Origin of the sequence: Blastococcus saxobsidens (assembly GCF_010682065.1) — a bacterium.
GTDB classification, from domain to species: Bacteria; Actinomycetota; Actinomycetes; order Mycobacteriales; family Geodermatophilaceae; genus Blastococcus; species Blastococcus saxobsidens_B.
The window spans coordinates 65,378-84,635 of sequence record NZ_JAAGWG010000004.1; the positions used below are offsets into that span (position 1 = coordinate 65,378).

The following is a 19,258-nucleotide window of genomic DNA, read 5'->3' on the forward strand; positions in this document are numbered from 1 at the left end:
GCCCGCGCGGAGAACGGTCCGGCTGGGGAGCCGTTCGCGGGCCCGGTTCGTCGCGGGGGTGGAGGAGAACCCCTGGCGGTGACCGGGGGCGGGTCGCCCCGCGCCCGGGTGCCACCGGAGCCCCGGGGGGCTCGCGGTGCGGGCACCGCGGGACCCCGGGTCATCGGACCGGAGGAGCGGACCGGGAGGGACGGCGGCGTGGACCGCGCCCCGAACCGACCCGAGGACGGCCAGTCCCGCGGTGGACGCCAGCCGACGCGTGGCTGCGACCCTGCCGTGGGTTCCGTGGAACTCGGGTGGGTGGGGCGGTCGGTCGCGTCAGATGCGGCCGTACCGGTCCGCGTCCCCGGCGACGACGCCGGTTCCGCGGGAAGGAGCGCCGAGGCGGGGGAAGTCGCCACGGGCTGGATCGAGGGGGTGCTGGGCAGCTCGCGCAGCACCACGGGCGGGTCGAGGTGGCGGCGGACCGGCGGGTTCACCGCTGCAGCGGCCGTCGGACCCCAGGCGAGGTACTCGCCCCGGTTCCCGGCGCCCCACAGGGCGACCCGGCGGTGCAGGTCCCGCAGCGCGCTCCGGCGCGAGGGCCGGGCGGGAGGAGCCCCCGGGGCCGACGGCGCGGTGGTGTGCGCGCCCCCGCGCCAGGCCAGGTGCTCGCCCTGCTCACCGGCGCCCCAGAGCGCGGCCCGGCGGGCGAGACCGCTGAGGCCGCCGAGCGGCCGGCGCACGCGGTCGGGGACCACCACGACGCGGGGGACCGGCGCGGCCGGCGCACGCAGCGCCCGGGCCATCGGCGCGGGCTGGACCGACCGCAGCGGGCCGGGCCGGCCGGCGGAGCGGTGCAGCGCCGGGCGGTGCCGGGGCCGGTCGCCGTCGGCGCGGTCCAGGACGTCGATCAGCCCCGCCAGCGTGCCGGCCGCCACGGCGCGGCCGCCCGGCTCGGAGGACACGTGAGCCGAGGCCGGCCGGGGGGCCCGCGTGGTGCTGCTCATGTCGCCTCCTGACGTCATGTCCGCGGCCGGGGAAGGTGCCGCGGACAAGGAGAAAACTAGGGAACGCGGACGCCGCGGACCCGTTCCTCGGACCCGCCTCCGGAACCGCGTGACCGAACCGTTGCGGGGCCGTTCCGGACCGGTCGGTCACCCCCTCCCCGGGCCGTGCCCTTGTCGACAAGCACCCGGGTCCTGAGCGTGGAACCCCGCTCGCGGTGCGACGGTCACGTCCGGGGCGGCCCGGCGCGCCCGGCGTGTCGGGCGTCGCACCCGATCGGTGGACGCCGAATTGCTGCCCGCCCGGCGCCCTCGCAGACTCGGCCGGTGAGCGATCCCGGAACGGCCACCGACCACGACCTGCCCGGGAACGACGAGACCCGCCTCCGCCGCGCGATCAGCGGGAAACTTCTGTTCCTCTTCATCCTGGGCGACGTCCTCGGCGCCGGTGTCTACGCACTGGTCGGGGAGATCGCCGGCGAGGTCGGTGGCGCGGTGTGGCTGCCGATGGTGGTCGCCCTCGTGCTGGCGATGCTCACCGCGGCGTCCTTCGCCGAGCTCGTGACCAAGTACCCCAAGGCCGGGGGCTCCGCCGTCTTCGCCCAGCGCGCCTTCCGGAGCCCGCTGATCTCCTTCCTCGTCGGCTACTGCATGCTCGCCGCCGGCGTCACCAGCGCCGCCGGGCTGTCACTGGCCTTCGGCGGCGACTACCTCGGCGTCTTCCTGGACGTGCCTGCCGTCCCTGCGGCGATCGTCTTCCTGGTGCTGGTGGCACTGCTGAACGCGCGCGGCATCAAGGAATCAGTGCGGGCGAACGTGGTCATGACCGTCGTCGAGGTGTCCGGTCTGGTGCTCGTCGTCATCCTGGGCGCACTGGTCCTGGGCCGGGGGGACGGCGATCCGGGGCGAGTGACGGAGTTCCCGGAAGGCGTCTCGGTGACCTCCGGCGTCCTCGCCGCCGCTCTGCTGGCCTACTACTCCTTCGTCGGGTTCGAGGTCTCCGCGAACGTCGCCGAGGAGGTGCGCGACGTCCGCCGCGTCTACCCCCGGGCGCTGTTCGGCGCCCTGCTCGTCGCCGGCGTGGTCTACCTGTTGGTGGGCCTGGCCGCCTCGATCGTCCTGCCGGCCGGGGATCTGGCCGGCTCGTCGGGGCCCCTGCTCGAGGTCGTCCGGGCTGCCGACGTGGGCGTGCCCGACGAGCTGTTCAGCGCGGTCGCGCTGATCGCCGTCGCGAACGGGGCCCTGCTCACGATGATCATGGCCAGCCGGCTGGTGTTCGGGATGGCAGAGCAGGGCCTGCTCCCCCGCCCGCTCGGCCGGGTGCTGCCCGGCCGCCGGACGCCGTGGGTCGCGATCGTCGTCACCACCGTGGTGGCGATCGCGCTGACGCTCACCGGTGACCTCGGCGAGCTGGCCAACACCGTCGTCCTGCTGCTGCTCATCGTCTTCCTCAGCACGAACATCGCCGTCCTGGTGCTGCGCTCGGACCGGGTCGAGGCCGACCACTTCAGGGTGGGGGCCGTCATCCCGGTGCTCGCCATCGGGTCCTGCCTCCTGCTGCTCTGGCAGCAGGAGGCAGGCACCTGGCTCCGGGCCGGCATCCTGCTGGCCGTCGGGGTCGTCCTGTACCTGCTGGCCCGGGCGCCCTGGTGGTCCACGCAGGAGGAGCCGGACCCGGAGAGGGCCGGCACCGCAGGCTGACGCGGCTGGCAGGATGCGCCGGTGACCGAGCGCATCCCCCTGGTGATCGACACCGACCCCGGCATCGACGACGCCCTGGCCGTCCTGCTGGCCCTGGCCAGCCCCGAGGTCGACCTGCGACTGGTCACCACCGTGCACGGCAACGTGGAGCTCGAGCAGGTCACCGAGAACGCGCTGCGCGTGCTGCACCTCGCCGGCCGGTCCGATGTCCCCGTGGCCGTGGGCGCGCGGGCCTCGCTCATCCACCCGCAGCCGGAGCGGGCGGGGCACGTGCACGGCGCCGCGGGCCTGGGCGGGGTCGAGCTGCCGCCGTCACCCGCCGGCGTGGACCCGCGTCCGGCGGTCACCGCGCTCGCGGAGCTGCTGACGGCCTCCCCCACGCCGGTGACGGTCGCGGCGATCGGCCCGCTGACCAACATCGCGCTGCTGCTGGCCGTCCACCCGGAGGCCGCGGCCCGGATCGGGCGGCTCGTGGTCATGGGCGGGTCCGCGGGGCGCGGCGGCAACGTGACCGCCGCCGCCGAGTTCAACATCTGGTCCGACCCCGAGGCGGCCCAGGCCGTGTTCGGCGCCGGGCTCCCCACCGTGATGGTCGGCCTGGACGTCACCCTGCCGACCGTGCTCACCACCGACGGCATCGACCGGTTCGCGGCCGCCGGACCGGTGGGGCGGACCGCCGCGGCGATCCTGCAGCAGTACGTCGACCACGCGAAGGACGTCTACGGGACGCCGGGCGTCGTCGTGCACGACGCCCTCGCCCTCACCGAGGCGATCGCCCCCGGCACCCTCGGCACGGTGCGCCGCGACGTCGTCGTCGACACCACGCTGGGCGCCGGTCGCGGGCAGACGCTGGTCGACCGCCGGTCGGTCTCCGCGTCGGCGACCGCGGTGGAGGTGGCCGAGACCGTCGATCCCGCCTCGGCGGTGGAGTTCCTCGTGCAGCGGCTGTGCCTGCTGGACGGCGCCCGGGCCTGACCCCTCGGGTCAGATCCCCTCCTGCACGCCCTCCACGATGCCGGTGGCGATGTCCCGGAGCTTGCGGTTGTAGCGCTGCGATGCCTGCCGGAGGGTCTCGAAGGCCTGCTCGGGAGTGCAGTGGCGCTGGGCCATGAGCACGCCCTTGGCCTGCTCGATGACCGCCCGCGACTCCATGGCGATCCGCATGTTGCGCGCCTGGTCGGCCAGCTGGGCGTGGGCGTCGGCGTTGGCGATCGCCACCGCGATCGTCTCGGCGACCCCGAGCCCTGCGGTCAGCGACCCGGGTCCGGCGAAGGCCGCCGGCTTCGTGGAGTAGACGTTCAGCGCACCGATCGAGGAGCCCTGGTAGGGCAGCGGCACCGACAACGAGCTGCGCACCCCCGTCTCGCGGACCCGCGCCATGTAGGCCGGCCAGCGCTCCTCGGTGAGGGTGTCGTCGATCCGCAGCACGACGCCACCGCGGCCCGCGTCGATGCAGGGGCCGCTGTCCTCGGCGTACTGCAGCTCGTCGGCGTGCAGCGCCAGGTCGCCGTGGTAGCCGGCGGTGAAGGCCTTGTCGTCGCGGACGAGCGTGCTCGACACCGCCTCGGCGCCGGGGATCGCGCCGGCCGCGATCATGGTGATCTCACCGAGCACGTCGGTCAGCTCCCGGTCCCCGAGGGTGACCCGGCTGAGCGCACGCAAGACGTCGTCCACCTGTCCATTGTGCCCGTCCGACCGGCCGGCCATCGCCCCCCTTCGCGCGCGCGAGCGCGATCGGTCAGGATGGACCCGCCGTTACCGGGGCGGGACCGCCCGGCCGGCCCGCCCCCGGGCGGTGCCGGGAACGCCGACCACACGCGAGAGGAAGCGATGGCCGACGAGCTGGGCCACGACGCGTGGCCGACCGCGCCCGTCCCCTCCGTGCCCGGTGACGTCTGGCACTGGCAGCTGGAGGCCATGCACGTGGTCTCCCGGGTGCGCTCGGACCTGCGCGCCCGCATCGCCCACCCGTCGGTCTCCTCGGCCTCCACCGAGGACGCCCGCGACGGACTGCTGCTGGTGTTCGAGGAGCTCGCCTCGAACGCGCTGCGGCACGGCGGCGGTGACGTGCGGGCCCTCGTCGTCGCCGGTCCGGCCGGCTGGCTGCTGGACCTCAGCGACGAGGCCCCGGACAGCCCACCGGTGCCGGCGGTCGACCGGGATCCCGCACTGGGCGGCATGGGCCTGCACCTGGTCGCCCAGCTCTCGACCGGGTTCGGCTGGGAGAAGCGCCCGGGTCGCAAGCACGTGTGGGCGCTGCTGCCCACGGGCCGGGAGGCCGCCCAGCCCCTGCGCGGACGGCTCCCGGAGCAGCGCTCCTCCGGGCTCTGACCCGCCGCGGGCGGTCAGCGCGCGGCGGCTCCGACCGCGGCGCAGAACCGCTCCGCGTCGCGCTCCACCTCGGCCAGCGGTGCGAGGACCTCCTCCTCGGCCACCGCGCGGACCGCGGACTTCAGCCGGCGCTCGGCCGTCCGCGCGCGCCGTCGCGCCCGCAGCGCCACCAGCGGGCGGCACACCAGCGCCAGCAGCAGCCCGGCCAGCAGGCCCCCGACGACGAGCAGCGTCGGCAGCGGGATGCCCTCCACCCGGGGCAGCGGCAGGACGTCGTCCAGCTGGAGGAAGCCCAGCAGCACGAGGGCGAGCAGCCAGACCGCTCCCACGAGGGCGGCGAGGAGGAGCAGCCACTGCAGGCCGCCGACCGCCCGCTGCCACAACGGCACCCGGTCCGGCCCGAGGTCGGTGCCGGCCACGGCCCGGTCCAGCGAGTCGGCCAGCCGGTCCTCGACGTCCTCGGCCGTGCGGCGCAGCTCGTCCCGCCAGGCCGGCGCCAGGCCCTCGGCGACGTCCTCGCGGACCTCGCGCACCGCCGTGCTCACCCGCGCCGTCTCCACCGCCCCGGCGGCCGGCAGGGAGCTGCGGGCCCGCTCGTCGCCGAGGTGCAGCCGGGCCAGCGGATCGGCCCCGAGCTTCCGCGTCCAGCGCAGCAGCGGCCAGCCGGTGCGCCCGGTGCCCTCCCGGCGGGTGGACCGTTCGACGGCGGCGGTCACCGTCGGCACCCCGGCCGCGCCGGACAGGGCGTCGACGAGCTCGTCGACCACCGGCCGGCGGGCGGGCACCGGCTCGTGCGGGCAGTGCGCCGACAGCGCCGTCCCGCTGGCCCGCACGTCGGCCACCAGGCGCTCGGTGGCCGCCCGGCGGGCCGAGACGCGCCGGGCCAGCTCCCCGCGCAGCTCCCCCAGCCCGGTGCCCGTGCGCCCGGAGACGGCGAGCAGCGGGGTGGCGGCGAGGCCTTCCCGGTCGAGCAGCCCGCGCAGGTCGGCCAGGCAGGCCCGGGCGGCCTGCTCGTCCAGCCGGTCCACCTGGTTGAGGACCACCAGGAGCACGCCGGCGTGGCCGGCCAGCGGGGCGAGGTAGCGCTCGTGCACCGCGGCGTCGGCGTACTTCTGCGGGTCGAGCACCCAGACCAGCACGTCGACCAGGCCGACGAGCCGGTCGACCTCGAGGCGGTGCTCCAGCCGCACGCTGTCGTGGTCGGGCAGGTCCAGCAGGACCAGGCCGTCCAGCGCGGGCTCGGGCTCCCGCCGGTGCCGCCGCGGCACCTCCAGCCAGTCGAGGAGCCGGTCGGTGTCGCCACCGGCGCCCCACACCGTGGCGTGCGCGACCCCCGTGGTGGGACGCCGGACCCCGGGCGTGCTCACCTCGCTGCCCGACAGCGCGTTGAACAGGGTGGACTTGCCGCTGCCCGTGGCCCCGGCGAGGGCCACCACGGTGGCGTCGCCCAGCGCCTCGCGGGCCCCGGCCTTGGCCAGCACCGCCCGCGCCGCCGCCACCTCGGGGACCTCCAGCCGCCCCTCGGCGACCTCGACCGCCTCGCGCAGGGACGTCAGCCGCTCGGTCAGGGACTGCTCCGCCTTCCGCCTCACGCCGCGGCCCGTCGCGCGTCGGCCAGCGCCGCGACCGAGGCCCGCAGCTCCTCGGCCGCCGGTCCGGGCGGAGCCGCCTCGTGCACCCGGTCGTCGAAGCGGTCCTGCTCGTAGCGGAGCAGGTGGTCGGCGCGGTCCCGGAGGTCGGCGCGGGCCCGCTCGGCCAGCGCCCGCACCGCGGCGTCACCGAAGACGGCCTCGAGCACCCGCTGCCCCACGACCGTCGTGCCACCGGCCACCGCGACCTCGCCGCCGACGAGGCCACCGGTCTGCGCGAAGACGGCCACCATGACGACCGCGCCGGCCCCGTTGATGCCCCAGGACAGCAGCCGGGCGCGGGACCGCTTGTCCGCACCCTGGTCGCGGACCAGGTCCAGGACGGCGCCCTGCCAGTCGCGCACCTGCGCGGCGGCCGCCTCGGGGAAGTCGGGGGACACCCGCGCCAGCTCGCGCTCGTCGGGCGCCAGGAGCGGCGGACCGGCCGGGAACGCCCGCCACGCGGTCACCGTCCGCTCGGCCGCGCGGTCGGCCTCGGCGCGCAGCAACGCCTCGACGCTTGTCTCCAGCGCCCCGGTCAGGCTCTCGGCCGGCGCCGGCCGGCCGGTGAGGGCGGCGGTGACCCGGTCGCGCAGCCGGCCGACGCGGTCCTGCAGGCTGCGCATCCACTCACCGGTGCCGACGAACTCCTGCCAGCGGGCCAGCACCTCGCCGCGGAGCAGGGTGCCGCTGCGCACGCCCTGGTCGACGCCGTCCCGGGCCGCGTCGTAGGCGCTGTCCGCCGCGGTCAGCAGCGACGCCGCGGCCGCCGTCTGCTCCTCCACCGCCAGCACCACCGCGCCGGTGCGCTGCTCGAGGCTCTCCAGGGCTCCGGTCAGGGTCTGGCGGACCACGGCCGCCCGCTGCTCCTGGTCGGCGGCGAGGCCGTGCAGCCAGCCGCGCAGCGGGGCCACCTGGGCCTCCGGGAGCCGGCCGTCGACCAGCCCGCCCTCCTCGATGACGAACAGCCGCGCGCCGGGCAGCCCCGCCCGGTCGAGCATCCCGGCGAGGTCCGCGGCGATCTCCGCGGTGGCCTCGGGCGGCACCCGGTCCAGGACGACGGCCAGCGCCGTGCCCCGCTCCTGCGCCGTCCGCAGCACGTCCCACGGCACGGCGTCGGCGTAGCGGGCCGCCGTCGTCACGAACACCCACAGGTCCGCGGCGGCCAGCAGCTGGGCGGCCAGGTCGCGGTTGGACTCCACCACCGAGTCGACGTCCGGGGCATCCAGCAGCGCCAGCCCGGCGGGGACGTCGTCCCGCACGACGAGCTGCACCGTGCCCGGCCCGCCGTCCCCGCCGGTCGCCCGGGCGAGGCCGGGGAGCACCCGGTCCCCGGAGAAGCTCGGCGCGTCCACCGGCGAGCAGACCAGCACGGGGGCGCGGGTCGTGGGCCGGAGCACGCCGGCCGTGGTGACCGGCGCCCCGACCAGGCTGTTGACCAGGGTGGACTTGCCGGCCCCGGTGGACCCGCCGATGACCGTGAGCAGCGGGGCGCCGAGGTCGCGCAGCCGAGGCAGCAGGTAGTCGTCGATCTGGTCGGTGACCCCGCGGGCCGCCCGTACGGCGGCCTCCCGGCCGGGCGTGGCCAGCCCCAGGGGCGCGGCGGCCAGGCGGTCCCGGAGGGCCGTGAGGGCCTCGGGCAGGTCGAGCGGGGGTGCGGTCACACCCGGTGCACTGCCCCGGGAGGGCCCGCGCTACCCGCTCACTCCGCCAGGCGGGCCCGTTCCTCGCGCAGCGCCTGGAAGACCCGGCGGCGGATGCGGTCCTGGGCCTTCTCCTCGATCTCGGCGAACCGGATGCTCATGGACCAGCGCGAGCCCCGGATCTGGATGCGGATCACCTCGCCGCGGGCCCGCAGCCCGCCGTCCTCGAAGGCGATCACCATCGCGAACGTCGTCCCGGGCTCCGGGGGCAGGCCGAAGCCCTCGAAGTGGGCCCGCGTCCCGTTCTCGCTGATGTCCACCGTCTCGCCGGTGAGCGGCACGCCGCCGAACTCCGCCTCCACGGGGAGGGCGAGCCGGCCGCGCACCGCCTCGCGGCGCTGGCTGTGCTCGGCCTCGCCGCTGATCGTCAGCCGCCAGCGGATCACCGCGCCCTGCTCGACGTCGGTGACCTCGGCGGGCACCGCGCGGTGGCCGTCGCCGGTCATCCAGTAGACCTCGACCAGGTCGCCGACCCCGGCCACCGACTGGCCGACGTACTCGCTGGTGGACGGCCGGACGGAGATGACGCCGTCGTGGACGACCTCCACCCGCGCCGTGACCGACACGTTGGCGGAGGTCAGCCGGATGTCGACCTCGGACTGCTCGGCCGGGTGGTCGACGCCGGGAACGCTGCTCATGGGTCCTCTCCGATCCGGTGCGCGCACCGGCTCTCCCGCCGCGGCACCTGCCCGGTGGGGAACGGTAACCGGCGTCCCGGTGCCCGCGATGCCCCGCCCCGCCGACTCGCCGGGGGTGGCACGCCGGGGGTGCCGGCCGGTCCTTGCTGGTCGCCGGCGCTCAGCCGGCCGGCTGGGGCTCCGGGCGGGCGGCCGGTTGCGGCGCCGCGCGCCGGCCGGCCGCACCGACGGCGTTGCGGGTCTGCTTGGCGCGGTAGAGCTGTTCGTCGGCGCGGGACATCAGCTCCAGCGGGTAGGCGTCCCCGCCCCGGGCGGCCGCGACGCCGAGGGACAGGCTGATCTCCTCGGCGCCGAACCCGTCCGGCCGCAGGGTGCGGGCCTCCCGGCGCAGCTGCTCGGCGATCTCCGCCGCCCGCCCCGCGTCCGCATCGGGCAGCAGGACGGCCAGCTCGTCCCCGCCCAGCCGCGCGACCAGGTCACCGCCGCGCACGCGGGCCGACAGCAGACCGGCGACGGCGCGCAGGGCGTCGTCACCGCCGGCGTGGCCGTGCCGGTCGTTGACGTCCTTGAAGTGGTCCAGGTCGACCAGCACCACGCTCAGCACCTCACCGCGGGCCCGGGCCCGCGTGCACGCGGCCGCGAGCTCGGCGTCCCAGCGACGGCGGTTGGCCAGCCCGGTGAGCGGATCCTCGTGGCTGAGCCGCTCGAGCTGGGCGAGCAGCACACCGGTGCGCTGCTGCTCGCGCTCCAGCCGGAGCCGGGTGAGGATCTCGCGGACCTGGAGGGCGTGGCGGCGGAGGTGGGTCAGCATCGCGATGACGGAGGCGGTGCCGATGACCATCGTGACCGCGACGAGGTCAGCGGCGCCGAGATCCTGCCAACCGAGCATGGACAGGCCCAGGAAGGCCCAGGACAGGCCGACGAGGGCGCCGGTCCAGCGCGGCCGGGCCGCCATGAAGCACCCGCTGCCGAAGATGGCCAGGGTGAAGCCGGGCAGGTAGTACTCCCGGTCGGGGACCACCGCGAGCATCCAGGCGATCTCCAGCTGGACGACGGCGAGCACGAACAGCGCGAGGCCTTCCGGCCGCCGCCGGCCGACGGGCCATCGCCACATCGCCGCGAGCGCCAGGAGCATGGGGATCTCGCCCAGCAGTCGGACCACGAGGAACTCGCCGGCCAGTTCCGGGACCACCAGGTGGTCCACCGCCGTCCACGTGGGCACCAGCACGACGGACATCCAGCAGATCAGCAGCCCCGCCGTGCGGCCGGTCGCCACGACCTCCCCGGCCAGGCCGGGATGGGCGGCGGCGAGCTGGGTCACCGGGGGAGCGGAGTTGCGTACGCCCTTGCCCGTGCGGACGTCGTGCCCCACCGGCGACGACGCCGCGGCCGGCAGCACGTCGCCCCGGCGCAGCACCGCCTCGAGGCGCTCCATCGAGATCCACCGCACGGATGGGTGATCGGCAGCCCACCGGCATACCTGAGCGCCTGCCGGCCGGGCCACCCGGGCGGGTGAGCGATGCCCCGTCCGGGCCGCCCCCGTCGCGTACCGGGAGGTCAGCCGCCCCGGCGGGCGGTGAAGGCCGCGACGAAGTCGCGCAGGCTCCGGGTGGGCCGCAGCCAGGCGCCGTCCGCGGGCAGCGCGTCCAGCCGGACCCGGTCCAGCGGCTCGACGAAGGCGCCCGGCACGTCCTCGATGTCGATGAACTCGAGCAGGTCCGAGCTGATGGCGTAGCCGGCCACCTCGCTGAAGGCGACGACGACGACCTGGATGCCGTCGCGGACGAGGTCCTCGAGCGGCTCGGCGAAGTTGCGACCGTCCCCGGAGAACACGACCAGCCGCCGCAGCCGGTGGCTGTGCGCCCGCACGGCGATGTGGTCGAGCATGTCCTGGTCGATGTCGTCGTCCGGCTGCGTCTTCGGCCGGGCGAACACCGAGTAGCCGAATCCGCGGAGCGCCTCGACCCAGCGCTGGAGCGACCCCGGCTGCGGCGGGATGTTGGCGAAGACGCAGGCCTCGACCTCGGCGGCGCCCGGTGCGGACGGATCCCCCGCCCCCTCCACGAACCAGGCCGCGATGGCGTCGAACCGGGGGCGGGAGGCCGCCGTGGGCCGCGCACCGATGACCGTCGACAGGGTCATGTCGATGTTCGGGGCGTCCCAGATCAGCAGGTCCAGCGGGGGACGCGACCGCCCGTCGTCGACCGTGACCGGCGACCCGCCGTTGACGTCGGCCTGGGGCTCCGGGGTGTCCAGCACGGGACCAGTCTGCCGGTCGGTGTCCGGCGAGGTGTCCACGGGCGGCGGCGCGTCACCGTCCGGGGGCCCGGCGTCGGCCCGTGAGGTGACGTCGGGTGCCGGTGGCGGCGGTCCGACGGGGGAGGTGGCCCGACGCACCCGGCGACGGACGCTCACCTGCTCGCGGGGACCGCGCCGCCGGACACGGCCAGCGTGCACAGGTCGCCGCCCTGCCGCTGCACCTCGCGCACCCACTCGCGCAGCCGGTCGGCCGGCATCGGGTGGCCGAGCAGCCAGCCCTGCGCCAGGTCGCACCCGGCCGCGCGCACCATGCGCAGGTGCTCGGGGGTCTCGATGCCCTCGGCGACCGACCGGATGCCCAGCGTCCGGGTCAGCCCCACGATGGCCGCGAGCACCGCCCCGGTGTCGCCCACCGACACGCGCTCGGCGGCGGCGAGCAGCGACCGGTCGATCTTGAGCGTCCCGATGGGGAGGGAGAACAGCTGCGCCAGCGACGACCAGCCGGTGCCGAAGTCGTCGATGGCCACCCGCACGCCGAAGCGGCGCAGCACCGAGAGCTGGTCCTCCGCCCGCGTCGGGTCCTCCGCGACGCTGGTCTCGGTCAGCTCGAGGACCAGCTGGTCGGCCGGCAGACCCGACTGCTGGAGGGCCACGCGCACGTCGCGCACCAGGGTCTCCGCCGAGAAGTGCCGGGCGCTGACGTTCACCGACATCCGCAGCGGCATGCCGTCGGCCGCCCACTCGGCCGCCCGGCGGGTCGTCTCGCGCAGCAGCCACCGGGTGATGGGGATGATCTGGCCGGTCTCCTCGGCGACGGACAGGAAGGTGTCCGGGGCGAGCAGCCCGCGCTCGGGGTGCTGCCAGCGCACCAGGGCCTCGACGCCCTCGATCCGCCCGTCGTCCAGGCGGACCACGGGCTGGTAGTGCACCACCAGCTGGTCGATGGCGTCGCCGCGCAGCCTGGTGGCCACCTCCAGCCGCCAGCGGGCCGCCTCGCGCAGGGACGGCGAGAACAGGTGCACGCGGTCCCGCCCGGAGCTCTTGGCCGCGAACATCGCGGCGTCGGCGTCGCTGAGCAGGTGGTGGGCGTCCACCACGTCGGGGCGGGCCACCGCGACCCCGATGCTGGCGCTCAGCGGGACGGAGATCTCACCGGACGTGAAGGGCTGGACGAAGACCGTCTGCAGCCGGAACGCCAGGGCCGCCGCCTCGGAGGCGTCGCAGCCGTGCGCCAGGACGACGAACTGGTCGCCGCCCAGCCGGGCCACCGTGTCGCCCGGCCTGATCTCCTCGGACAACCGGCCGGCCACCTGCCGCAGGAGCTCGTCGCCGATCTGGTGCCCCAGGGAGTCGTTGATGGTCTTGAAGCCGTCGAGGTCGATCATGAGCAGGGCGCCGGCGGTGCGACCCGGCGCGGCCAGCGCCTCCCCCGTGAGCTCCAGCAGCCGCGCGCGGTTGGGGAGGCCGGTGAGGTCGTCGTGCCGGACCTTCCAGACCAGGTCGTCCCGTGCCCGTACCTGCTCGGTCACGTCGGTGTGGGTGATCACGACCCGGCCCTCGCGGTCGACGCGGGTGGCCTGCAGGTGGAAGAAGACGGGGCCGGTCGGACCGTCGGCGGAGTAGTCCAGGGAGAACGTGCGGCCGTCGGAGCTCGTCGCCCCACCGAGCAGCGAGCGGACGCCGGCCGTGAGCTCGGCGTGCGCCCGGGGCCCGAGGCCGCGGGTCATCGCGGTCAGGTAGTCCTCCCCCGGGCGCCCCGGCCAGGACACCGCCGGCAGGAGGTCCTCGCCGCTGCGCGTCCAGGCCCCGTTGGCCGAGAGGATCCGGCCGTCCGGGCCGACCAGGACCGTCGGCGAGGGCAACGCCTCGAGGACGGCGCTCAGCCCGCGCAGCTGTGCGTCGCGCTCCTCGTCGCTGCGCCGGCGGCCGTCGATGTCGCGGAAGAGGACCGCCGCGCCTGCGGGGTCCGGGAAGATCCGCACCTCGAACCAGCGGGCCAGCGGCTCGTAGAAGAAGTGGAACTCGCGGGGCCGCCCGTCACCGAGCACCTGCTGGTACTGCTCCTCGGCCAGCGAACCGCGCAGCGCCGGGAAGGCGTCCCGGGCGCTGCGCCCCAGCAGCTCCTCGGCGCGGCGCCCGAGCATCCGCTCGGCCGCGGGGTTGAGGTAGGCGAAGCGGCCGTCGGGGTCGAGGCGGTAGACCGCGTCCGGCACGCCGCCCAGCGGGTCGGGCCGGCTCCCGGGGGGCCGGACGTCACCTGGTTGCACGCTGCCCGCTCTCGTCCACTTGTCCGGCCCGCGCACGCGGACTCCGGGCACCGGCCGCTCGCGGTGTGACACCGGGCAGCACGCGAACCACTCCTGAGGGTAATAGTCCGCAGGGGTTCTCAGCGCGTCGCGACTCCGGCCCGCTCGACGATCCGGGCCACGCCCGCGCCGGCCGGGAGCGTGCCGAGGACCGCGCCGCCGTCGCCGCCCAGGCGAGAGGCGCAGAACGCCTCGGCGACCTCCGCCGGGGCGTGCCGCAGCAGCAGCGATCCCTGCAGGCACGTCGCCAGCTGCCCGGCGACGCGGCGGGCCCGGAACGGCAGGCCCTCCCGGTTCCCGAGCTCGGCGGACAGCCGCTCCACGGCGTCGTCGAACCGCCGGTCGGCACCGCGGGCGAGCTCCAGCTCGGCGGTGACGGCCGCCAGGGACTCCCCGGACCGCTCCAGGGCGCGGAGGACGTCGAGGGCGATGACGTTGCCCGAGCCCTCCCAGATCGAGTTCAGCGGCGCCTGCCGGTAGAGGCGGGGCAGCCCCGAGTCCTCCACGTACCCGTTGCCGCCCAGCACCTCCATGGCCTCGGCGACGACGCCCGGCGAGCGCTTGCACACCCAGTACTTGGCCGCGGCGCCCGCCAGCCGCAGGAACGCCGCCTCCCCCGCGTCGACCGCCGCGGCCAGCCGGATCGCCAGTGCCGTGGCGGCCTCGCTCTCCAGGGCGAGATCGGCCAGCACGTTCTGCATCAGCGGCTGGTCGACCAGCCGGGCCCCGAAGGCGCTCCGGTGCCGGGCGTGGTGGATCGCCTGGGTCAGCGCGGCGCGGATCGTCGCCGCCGAGCCCAGCACGCAGTCGATGCGGGTCATGTTGACCATCTCGATGATGGCCGGCACCCCCCTGCCCGGTTCGCCGACCAGCCAGCCGGTGGTGCCCTCGAACTCGACCTCGCTGGAGGCGTTGGACCGGTCACCGAGCTTGTCCTTGAGACGTTGCACGTGGAACACGTTGCGGTCGCCGTCGGGCAGGACCCGGGGGACGGCGAAGCAGGAGACCCCCTCGTCCAGCTGCGCGAGGACCAGGAACAGGTCGCTCATCGGCGCGCTCGTGAACCACTTGTGGCCGGTGAGCGCATAGCTGCCGTCGGCCCGCGCGACGGCGCGGGTGGCGTTTGCCCGAACGTCGGAGCCGCCCTGCTTCTCGGTCATGCCCATGCCGGCGACCAGCCCGGCCTTGCCGGTGGGCTCGGCGAGGCCGAACTGGTAGGCGCGTGCGGTGAGCCCGGCCTCGTACCGCGCCGCCAGCTCGGGAGCCCGGCGCAGGGCGGGGACGACGGCGTAGGTCATCGTCACCGGGCAGCCGTGACCCATCTCGACCTGGGTCCAGCCGAGATAGCCGACGGCCCGGCGCACGTGGGCGTGACGGCCCGGGGCGGTGGGGTGGGTGGCCTGCTGAGCGTCGGCCCACGGCGCCCCGGCCAGGCCGTTCTCCACGGCGGTGCGCATCAGGTCGTGCCAGTGCGGGTGGAACTCCACCTCGTCGATGCGGTGCCCGTAGCGGTCGTGGGTGCGCAGCCGCGGTGGGTTCTCGTTGGCCAGCCGCCCCCACTCCCGGGCCTCCTCGCTGCCGGCGATCCGGCCCAGCTCGCCGAGCGACTCGAGCGTCGCGGCGTCGGCGTGCCGCAGGCAGGCCTCGGCCAGTGCCGCGTCACCGCCGATGGGATCGTGCCCGACCAGCGGCGGGACCTGGTTGGTGACCTGGTGGGTGGCAGGCATGAGCGCACCGTACGTGCCGGTGGGCGTCCCGGAACGGACGGCGCCGGAGGGGGCCGTTCGGGCGCCCGCCTGGTCGGGACCTCTTCGGTACGCTGCGGTACCAGCCGATTTCGTAACCCTGCGCTATCCCCCGATCCGGTATCCATCTGTGACACGCCGCATAAAAATTGCTCGTCGGCTGGCTACTGGTCAGCGGACGAACCGGTTCCTAACGTCCGCCTCATGCCAGGGACCGCGGAGCTCGACGACGGCCGGCGGCCGCTCGCGGCTCGCGGGCCGTGGCTCCGGCGAGTGGCTGCGGCGTGCCTCCTGGGCGCCGGCGTGTACGCCGGGATGGCCGTCGGCACCGACGACGCGGTCCGCGCCGAGGAGGCCCCGTCGGCCACGACCACCCCGGCGGCCGCGCCGGACAGCGACCCAGGGCCCGACGGGTCCACCGGCACCGCGGGGACGACGTCCTCGCACTCCGGCAGCGCGTCGTCCGCGGGCACGTCGTCCACCTCGTCGAGCGAGCGGTCGTCGACGACGTCGACCACCTCCTCGGCATCGGGCTCCGCGACGGTGTCGACCACGTCCACCTCGACGGCCACGACGCAGCCGCCGGATGCCACCGCGGCGGGCGGCGAGGGCACCGCCCCCATGAACGGAACGCCCGATCCGGCCGGAGCGCCGGCCACGACGACGACCACGAGCACGACGACCACCACCAGCTCCACCACCACCAGCTCCACCACCACGAGCTCCACCACCACCAGCTCCACCACCACGATGACGACGACCAGCACGTCGACGGCCACCACCACCCACGGCGGCACGGCGACGACCACGCCGGGCGACGCGACGGACGCGACCACGGCCGACAAGGAGCCGTCGACCCCCACCTGCACCACCGACGTCGGCGCGCCGGAACCGGCGCCCACCTGCGGGTCGCTGCCGGCCGGCACGGCCACGGCCGTCGGCCCCACCGCGTCGGCCCTCGACTGCGCCCCGGTCCCCGCGTTCGCCGTCTCCGCACCCGGCGACCGGGACACCGGCGTCGCACCGCCCGCCCGCCCGACGTCGCTCCGCGCGGCCTCGACCGTGACGGCGTCGACCGCGCCCCTCGAGCCGGTCGTGGCAGCGAGGCCGGCGGAGACGCCCCTCGTCCCGCCCGCGCCGCTCCCCGTCCCCCTCCCGTCGGCGACCGCGGTCAGCGGCCTGACGGCCTGCAGCGGCCAGACCGCCGGACCGGGCCAGCCGCGCACCGGCACCTCGTCCGTGGCCGCCGTGCTGCGCTCGGGGTGGGACGTGCCCGGCGACGACAGCAGCAACGAGCGCACGGCGCCGGTGGCGGGATCGACCGCCACCTCGGCGACCGACCCCGCCACCCGGCCGGACTGACGCGCCGCCTACGCGGCCCGCGCTGTCCCCAGGTGTGCCACGGGGGGCACATCACCGACCAAGTGCAGCCGCCCCGCTCGTTCCACCCATTCCATTCACCCGCGCGCCCTGTCCTACCCGTTCGCGGCGCGCACACCCATGAAGGACACGCACACGATGAGACGATCCGTACGCAACGGCCTGGCCGTTGCAGGTATGGCCGGAGGAATCCTCTTCCTCGGCCAGGCGGTGGCCAGCGCCTCCGAAGGAGGTGACGCCGGCGTCAGCGGCAGCAGCAACGCCTCGAGCGGCGTCAGCGCCGAGCACAACGCCACCTCCGCGAACACCAACGAGTCCACGACCACGGGTGGAGCCGGCGGCAGCGGTCACGCTGACGGTGGCAACGCCGACACCGAGGTCGAGCAGGACAGCGCTGCCGTCAACGACGTGCAGAACGAGTCCCGCTCCGGCAACACGACCGCCACCGGCGGCACGTCCTACGTCGTCGTGATCGCCGGCAACGGCAACACCGTCGATGCCGAGAGCGACGACAAGGGCCACGTCGGGGCCACGCAGACCGTCCACAACGAGGTCGGGGTCGCCTCCCACGGCGGTTCCGCCGCCGTGAGCGGCAGCAACAACGCCTCGTCCGGCAACGGCGCGCACTACAACGCCGAGTCGGGGAACAGCAACGAGTCCACCACCACCGGTGGATCGGGCGGCGGACACGGCGACGGCGGCGACGCCGACACCGACGTCGACCAGGACAGCAGGGCTCGTAACAGCGTGGACAACTACTCCCGTTCGGGCAACGTCCGCGCCGAGGGTGGCGACTCGCTCGTCGGCGTCCTCGCCGGGAACGGCAACGAGCTCGACGCCGAGAGCGACGACAAGGGCCACGTCGAGGCAACGCAGACCGTCCACAACGAGGTCGAGGTGGCCTCCCGCGGCGGCTCCGCCGGCGTCAGCGGCAGCAACAACGCCTCGTCCGGCAACGGCGCGCACTACGACGCCGAGTCCTACAACGACAACGACTCCGAGACCCGCGGCGGCTCGGGCGGGCAGCGTGGCGACGGGGGTGACGCCGACACCGACATCGACCAGGACAGCAGGGCGCGGAACGAGGCCGACAACGACGCCGAGACGGGCACGGTCGATGCCATCGGCGGCGATTCGATCATCAAGGTGGTCGTGGGCAACAACAACACGCTCACCTGCACCTCCGAATCGGGCCCCGTCGACTGCGAGCAGCACATCACCAACATCGTCAACATCATCTCGATCGCCGGTGGTGCCGACGTGGTCTGCTCGAACAACGCCTCGGCCGGTGGCCAGGGCTGGGCCTGCTACCCGAAGCCCAGCGACAAGCCTGCCGAGCAGCCCGCCCAGCAGCCCGCCCAGCAGCCGGTGGACAAGCCGGTCGCGAAGCCCGTGCACTACGCGGCTCCCGCTCCGGTGCACGCCGTGAAGGCGGCTCCGGCCGCCTACAGGGCGCCGGTGCAGCAGGCCGCGATGTCGCAGCCCACCGGGCAGCTCGCCTACACCGGCTCCGACGTCTCCGCTCCGCTCGCCCTGGGCCTGCTGGCCCTCGGTCTGGGTGCCGCGCTGACGCTGGCCGGTCGCCGTCGCTCCACCGCGACGGTCTGATCCACCGGCCCGCCGCCCCGAGCACCCCGGGCGGCGGGCCGGGCTCCACCTCCGACGCCGTCTGCCGGGCGACCCCCGGCAGGCGGCGTCGCCACCCTCCGGCACGACGAGACGGGTTCGGCGGCGATGAGCGCACTCGACCAGGACGTCCGGCCGGGGCGGACCCGCGCCGTCGGCCGCCCCCCGCGCGGCCGCGACGTGGGCCGCACGCTGGTCCGCGGCACCGGCCAGACCCTGCTCACCGTCGGCCTGGTTGCGCTGCTGTTCGTCGGCTACGAGCTGTGGGTGACCGACCTCCTCGCCGCCCGGGAGCAGGACCGGCTGACCGAGCAGATCCGGGACGACTGGGCCGAGGACCCCACGGTCGGCGGCCCCGGCCCGGTGGCCGCGGCGCCTCCCCCCGGCGACGCCCCGGCGCCGGCACCACCGGAGGTCCTCGACGTGGCCGTCGGCGAACCCTTCGCCGTCCTGCACATCCCGCGCCTGGGCGCGGACTACGAGCGGGTCGTGGTCGAGGGGACGGCCCAGACCCAGCTGGCCCAGGGCCCCGGCCACTACCTGAGGACGGCGATGCCCGGGGAGCAGGGCAACCTCGCCCTCGCCGGCCACCGCGTCGGCCGGGGCTCGCCGTTCCTCGACCTCGACCGGCTGCGCCCCGGGGACCCGATCGTCGTGGAGACCGCCGGGACCTGGTTCGTCTACCGGGTCCTCGGCGCACCCGGCGACCAGGACTTCGCCGGCGACCCCAGCGGCATCCCCGGCCGCCGGATCGTGCGCCCCACCGACGTCACCGTGCTGTCGCCCACGCCGGGCGGCCCGGCGGGTGGGCCGGCCACCGGCGCGTTCCTGACGTTGACCACCTGCCACCCGAAGTACTCCGCCGAGCAGCGACTCGTCATCCACGCCCGACTGGACGGGGAGCCGGTGAGCAGGGCGACCGCGCCCGACGGGCCCCCGGCCCTGCTCGGCTGAG

The 19,258-nt window shown here is 75.7% G+C and carries 14 protein-coding genes; 5 read left to right on the forward strand and 9 right to left on the reverse strand.

What is annotated here, in order from left to right:
* The first annotated feature begins 1,313 nt into the window (after nt 1-1,313).
* Together GCU60_RS03470 and GCU60_RS03475 are read left to right on the forward strand one after the other, a co-directional pair.
* Nucleotides 1,314-2,687 carry an amino acid permease gene (locus GCU60_RS03470; RefSeq protein WP_163202259.1) on the forward strand — a complete coding sequence of 458 codons (1,374 nt, stop codon included), beginning with the start codon at nt 1,314-1,316 and terminating at the stop codon, nt 2,685-2,687.
* A gap of 21 nt (nt 2,688-2,708) precedes the next feature.
* Nucleotides 2,709-3,662 carry a nucleoside hydrolase gene (locus tag GCU60_RS03475; protein ID WP_163202260.1) on the forward strand — a complete coding sequence of 318 codons (954 nt, stop codon included), beginning with the start codon at nt 2,709-2,711 and terminating at the stop codon, nt 3,660-3,662.
* A 9-nt stretch (nt 3,663-3,671) separates the two neighbouring features.
* Here the strand turns inward: GCU60_RS03475 and GCU60_RS03480 are convergent, their stop codons facing one another.
* A complete protein-coding gene (locus GCU60_RS03480; protein ID WP_163202262.1) occupies nt 3,672-4,361 on the reverse strand; it encodes an ANTAR domain-containing protein in 690 nt (229 codons plus the stop codon).
* Nucleotides 4,362-4,517: 156 nt separating this feature from the next.
* Here GCU60_RS03480 and GCU60_RS03485 point away from each other — a divergent pair, with 156 nt between their 5' ends.
* Nucleotides 4,518-5,018 carry an ATP-binding protein gene (locus tag GCU60_RS03485; protein WP_163202264.1) on the forward strand — a complete coding sequence of 167 codons (501 nt, stop codon included), beginning with the start codon at nt 4,518-4,520 and terminating at the stop codon, nt 5,016-5,018.
* Between the two features lie 14 nt (nt 5,019-5,032).
* Here GCU60_RS03485 and GCU60_RS03490 read toward each other — a convergent pair whose 3' ends face one another.
* From GCU60_RS03490 to GCU60_RS03525, 8 genes are all read right to left on the reverse strand, one after another.
* The gene (locus GCU60_RS03490; protein WP_163202266.1) at nt 5,033-6,610 is read right to left on the reverse strand and encodes a GTPase; all 1,578 of its coding nucleotides are present in this window, start codon (nt 6,608-6,610) and stop codon (nt 5,033-5,035) included.
* Nucleotides 6,607-8,310, reverse strand: a complete 1,704-nt coding sequence (locus GCU60_RS03495; RefSeq protein ID WP_163202268.1) for an ABC transporter — start codon at nt 8,308-8,310, stop codon at nt 6,607-6,609. Before GCU60_RS03495 ends, GCU60_RS03490 begins: the two co-directional genes overlap by 4 nt.
* A 38-nt stretch (nt 8,311-8,348) precedes the next feature.
* Nucleotides 8,349-8,987 carry a flagellar brake protein gene (locus GCU60_RS03500; protein WP_163202270.1) on the reverse strand — a complete coding sequence of 213 codons (639 nt, stop codon included), beginning with the start codon at nt 8,985-8,987 and terminating at the stop codon, nt 8,349-8,351.
* A 160-nt stretch (nt 8,988-9,147) separates the two neighbouring features.
* Complete coding sequence (locus tag GCU60_RS03505; RefSeq protein WP_163202272.1) at nt 9,148-10,422, reverse strand: GGDEF domain-containing protein; 1,275 nt, start codon at nt 10,420-10,422, stop codon at nt 9,148-9,150.
* A 122-nt stretch (nt 10,423-10,544) separates the two neighbouring features.
* Nucleotides 10,545-11,246, reverse strand: coding sequence for an NYN domain-containing protein (locus GCU60_RS03510; RefSeq protein ID WP_204261440.1), 702 nt, complete (start codon nt 11,244-11,246; stop codon nt 10,545-10,547).
* Nucleotides 11,247-11,398: 152 nt separating this feature from the next.
* On the reverse strand, nt 11,399-13,459 hold the full coding sequence (locus tag GCU60_RS03515) for an EAL domain-containing protein (RefSeq protein WP_163202274.1): 2,061 nt from the start codon (nt 13,457-13,459) through the stop codon (nt 11,399-11,401).
* 173 nt (nt 13,460-13,632) lie between these two features.
* Complete coding sequence (locus GCU60_RS03520; RefSeq protein ID WP_163202276.1) at nt 13,633-15,279, reverse strand: acyl-CoA dehydrogenase family protein; 1,647 nt, start codon at nt 15,277-15,279, stop codon at nt 13,633-13,635.
* Nucleotides 15,280-15,461: 182 nt separating this feature from the next.
* Nucleotides 15,462-16,646 (reverse strand): hypothetical protein, encoded by a 1,185-nt coding sequence (locus GCU60_RS03525; RefSeq protein ID WP_163202278.1) that lies wholly within the window; start codon nt 16,644-16,646, stop codon nt 15,462-15,464.
* Nucleotides 16,647-16,815: 169 nt separating this feature from the next.
* Between GCU60_RS03525 and GCU60_RS03530 the strand changes: the two genes are divergently transcribed.
* Nucleotides 16,816-18,285 (forward strand): hypothetical protein, encoded by a 1,470-nt coding sequence (locus tag GCU60_RS03530; RefSeq protein ID WP_163202280.1) that lies wholly within the window; start codon nt 16,816-16,818, stop codon nt 18,283-18,285.
* A gap of 126 nt (nt 18,286-18,411) precedes the next feature.
* Nucleotides 18,412-19,257: a class E sortase gene (locus GCU60_RS03535; RefSeq protein WP_163202282.1), complete on the forward strand. Its 846-nt coding sequence runs from the start codon at nt 18,412-18,414 to the stop codon at nt 19,255-19,257.
* The last annotated feature ends 1 nt before the right edge of the window (nt 19,258 follow it).

Excerpts from the sequence above, each read along its gene's own strand:
- GCU60_RS03505 (WP_163202272.1), bottom strand. The coding sequence starts at position 10,422 with ATGGAGCGCCTCGAGGCGGTGCTGCGCCGGGGCGACGTGCTGCCGGCC.
- GCU60_RS03535 (WP_163202282.1), top strand. The coding sequence starts at position 18,412 with ATGAGCGCACTCGACCAGGACGTCCGGCCGGGGCGGACCCGCGCCGTC.
- GCU60_RS03520 (WP_163202276.1), bottom strand. The coding sequence starts at position 15,279 with ATGCCTGCCACCCACCAGGTCACCAACCAGGTCCCGCCGCTGGTCGGG.
- GCU60_RS03500 (WP_163202270.1), bottom strand. The coding sequence starts at position 8,987 with ATGAGCAGCGTTCCCGGCGTCGACCACCCGGCCGAGCAGTCCGAGGTC.
- GCU60_RS03530 (WP_163202280.1), top strand. The coding sequence starts at position 16,816 with ATGAGACGATCCGTACGCAACGGCCTGGCCGTTGCAGGTATGGCCGGA.
- GCU60_RS03485 (WP_163202264.1), top strand. The coding sequence starts at position 4,518 with ATGGCCGACGAGCTGGGCCACGACGCGTGGCCGACCGCGCCCGTCCCC.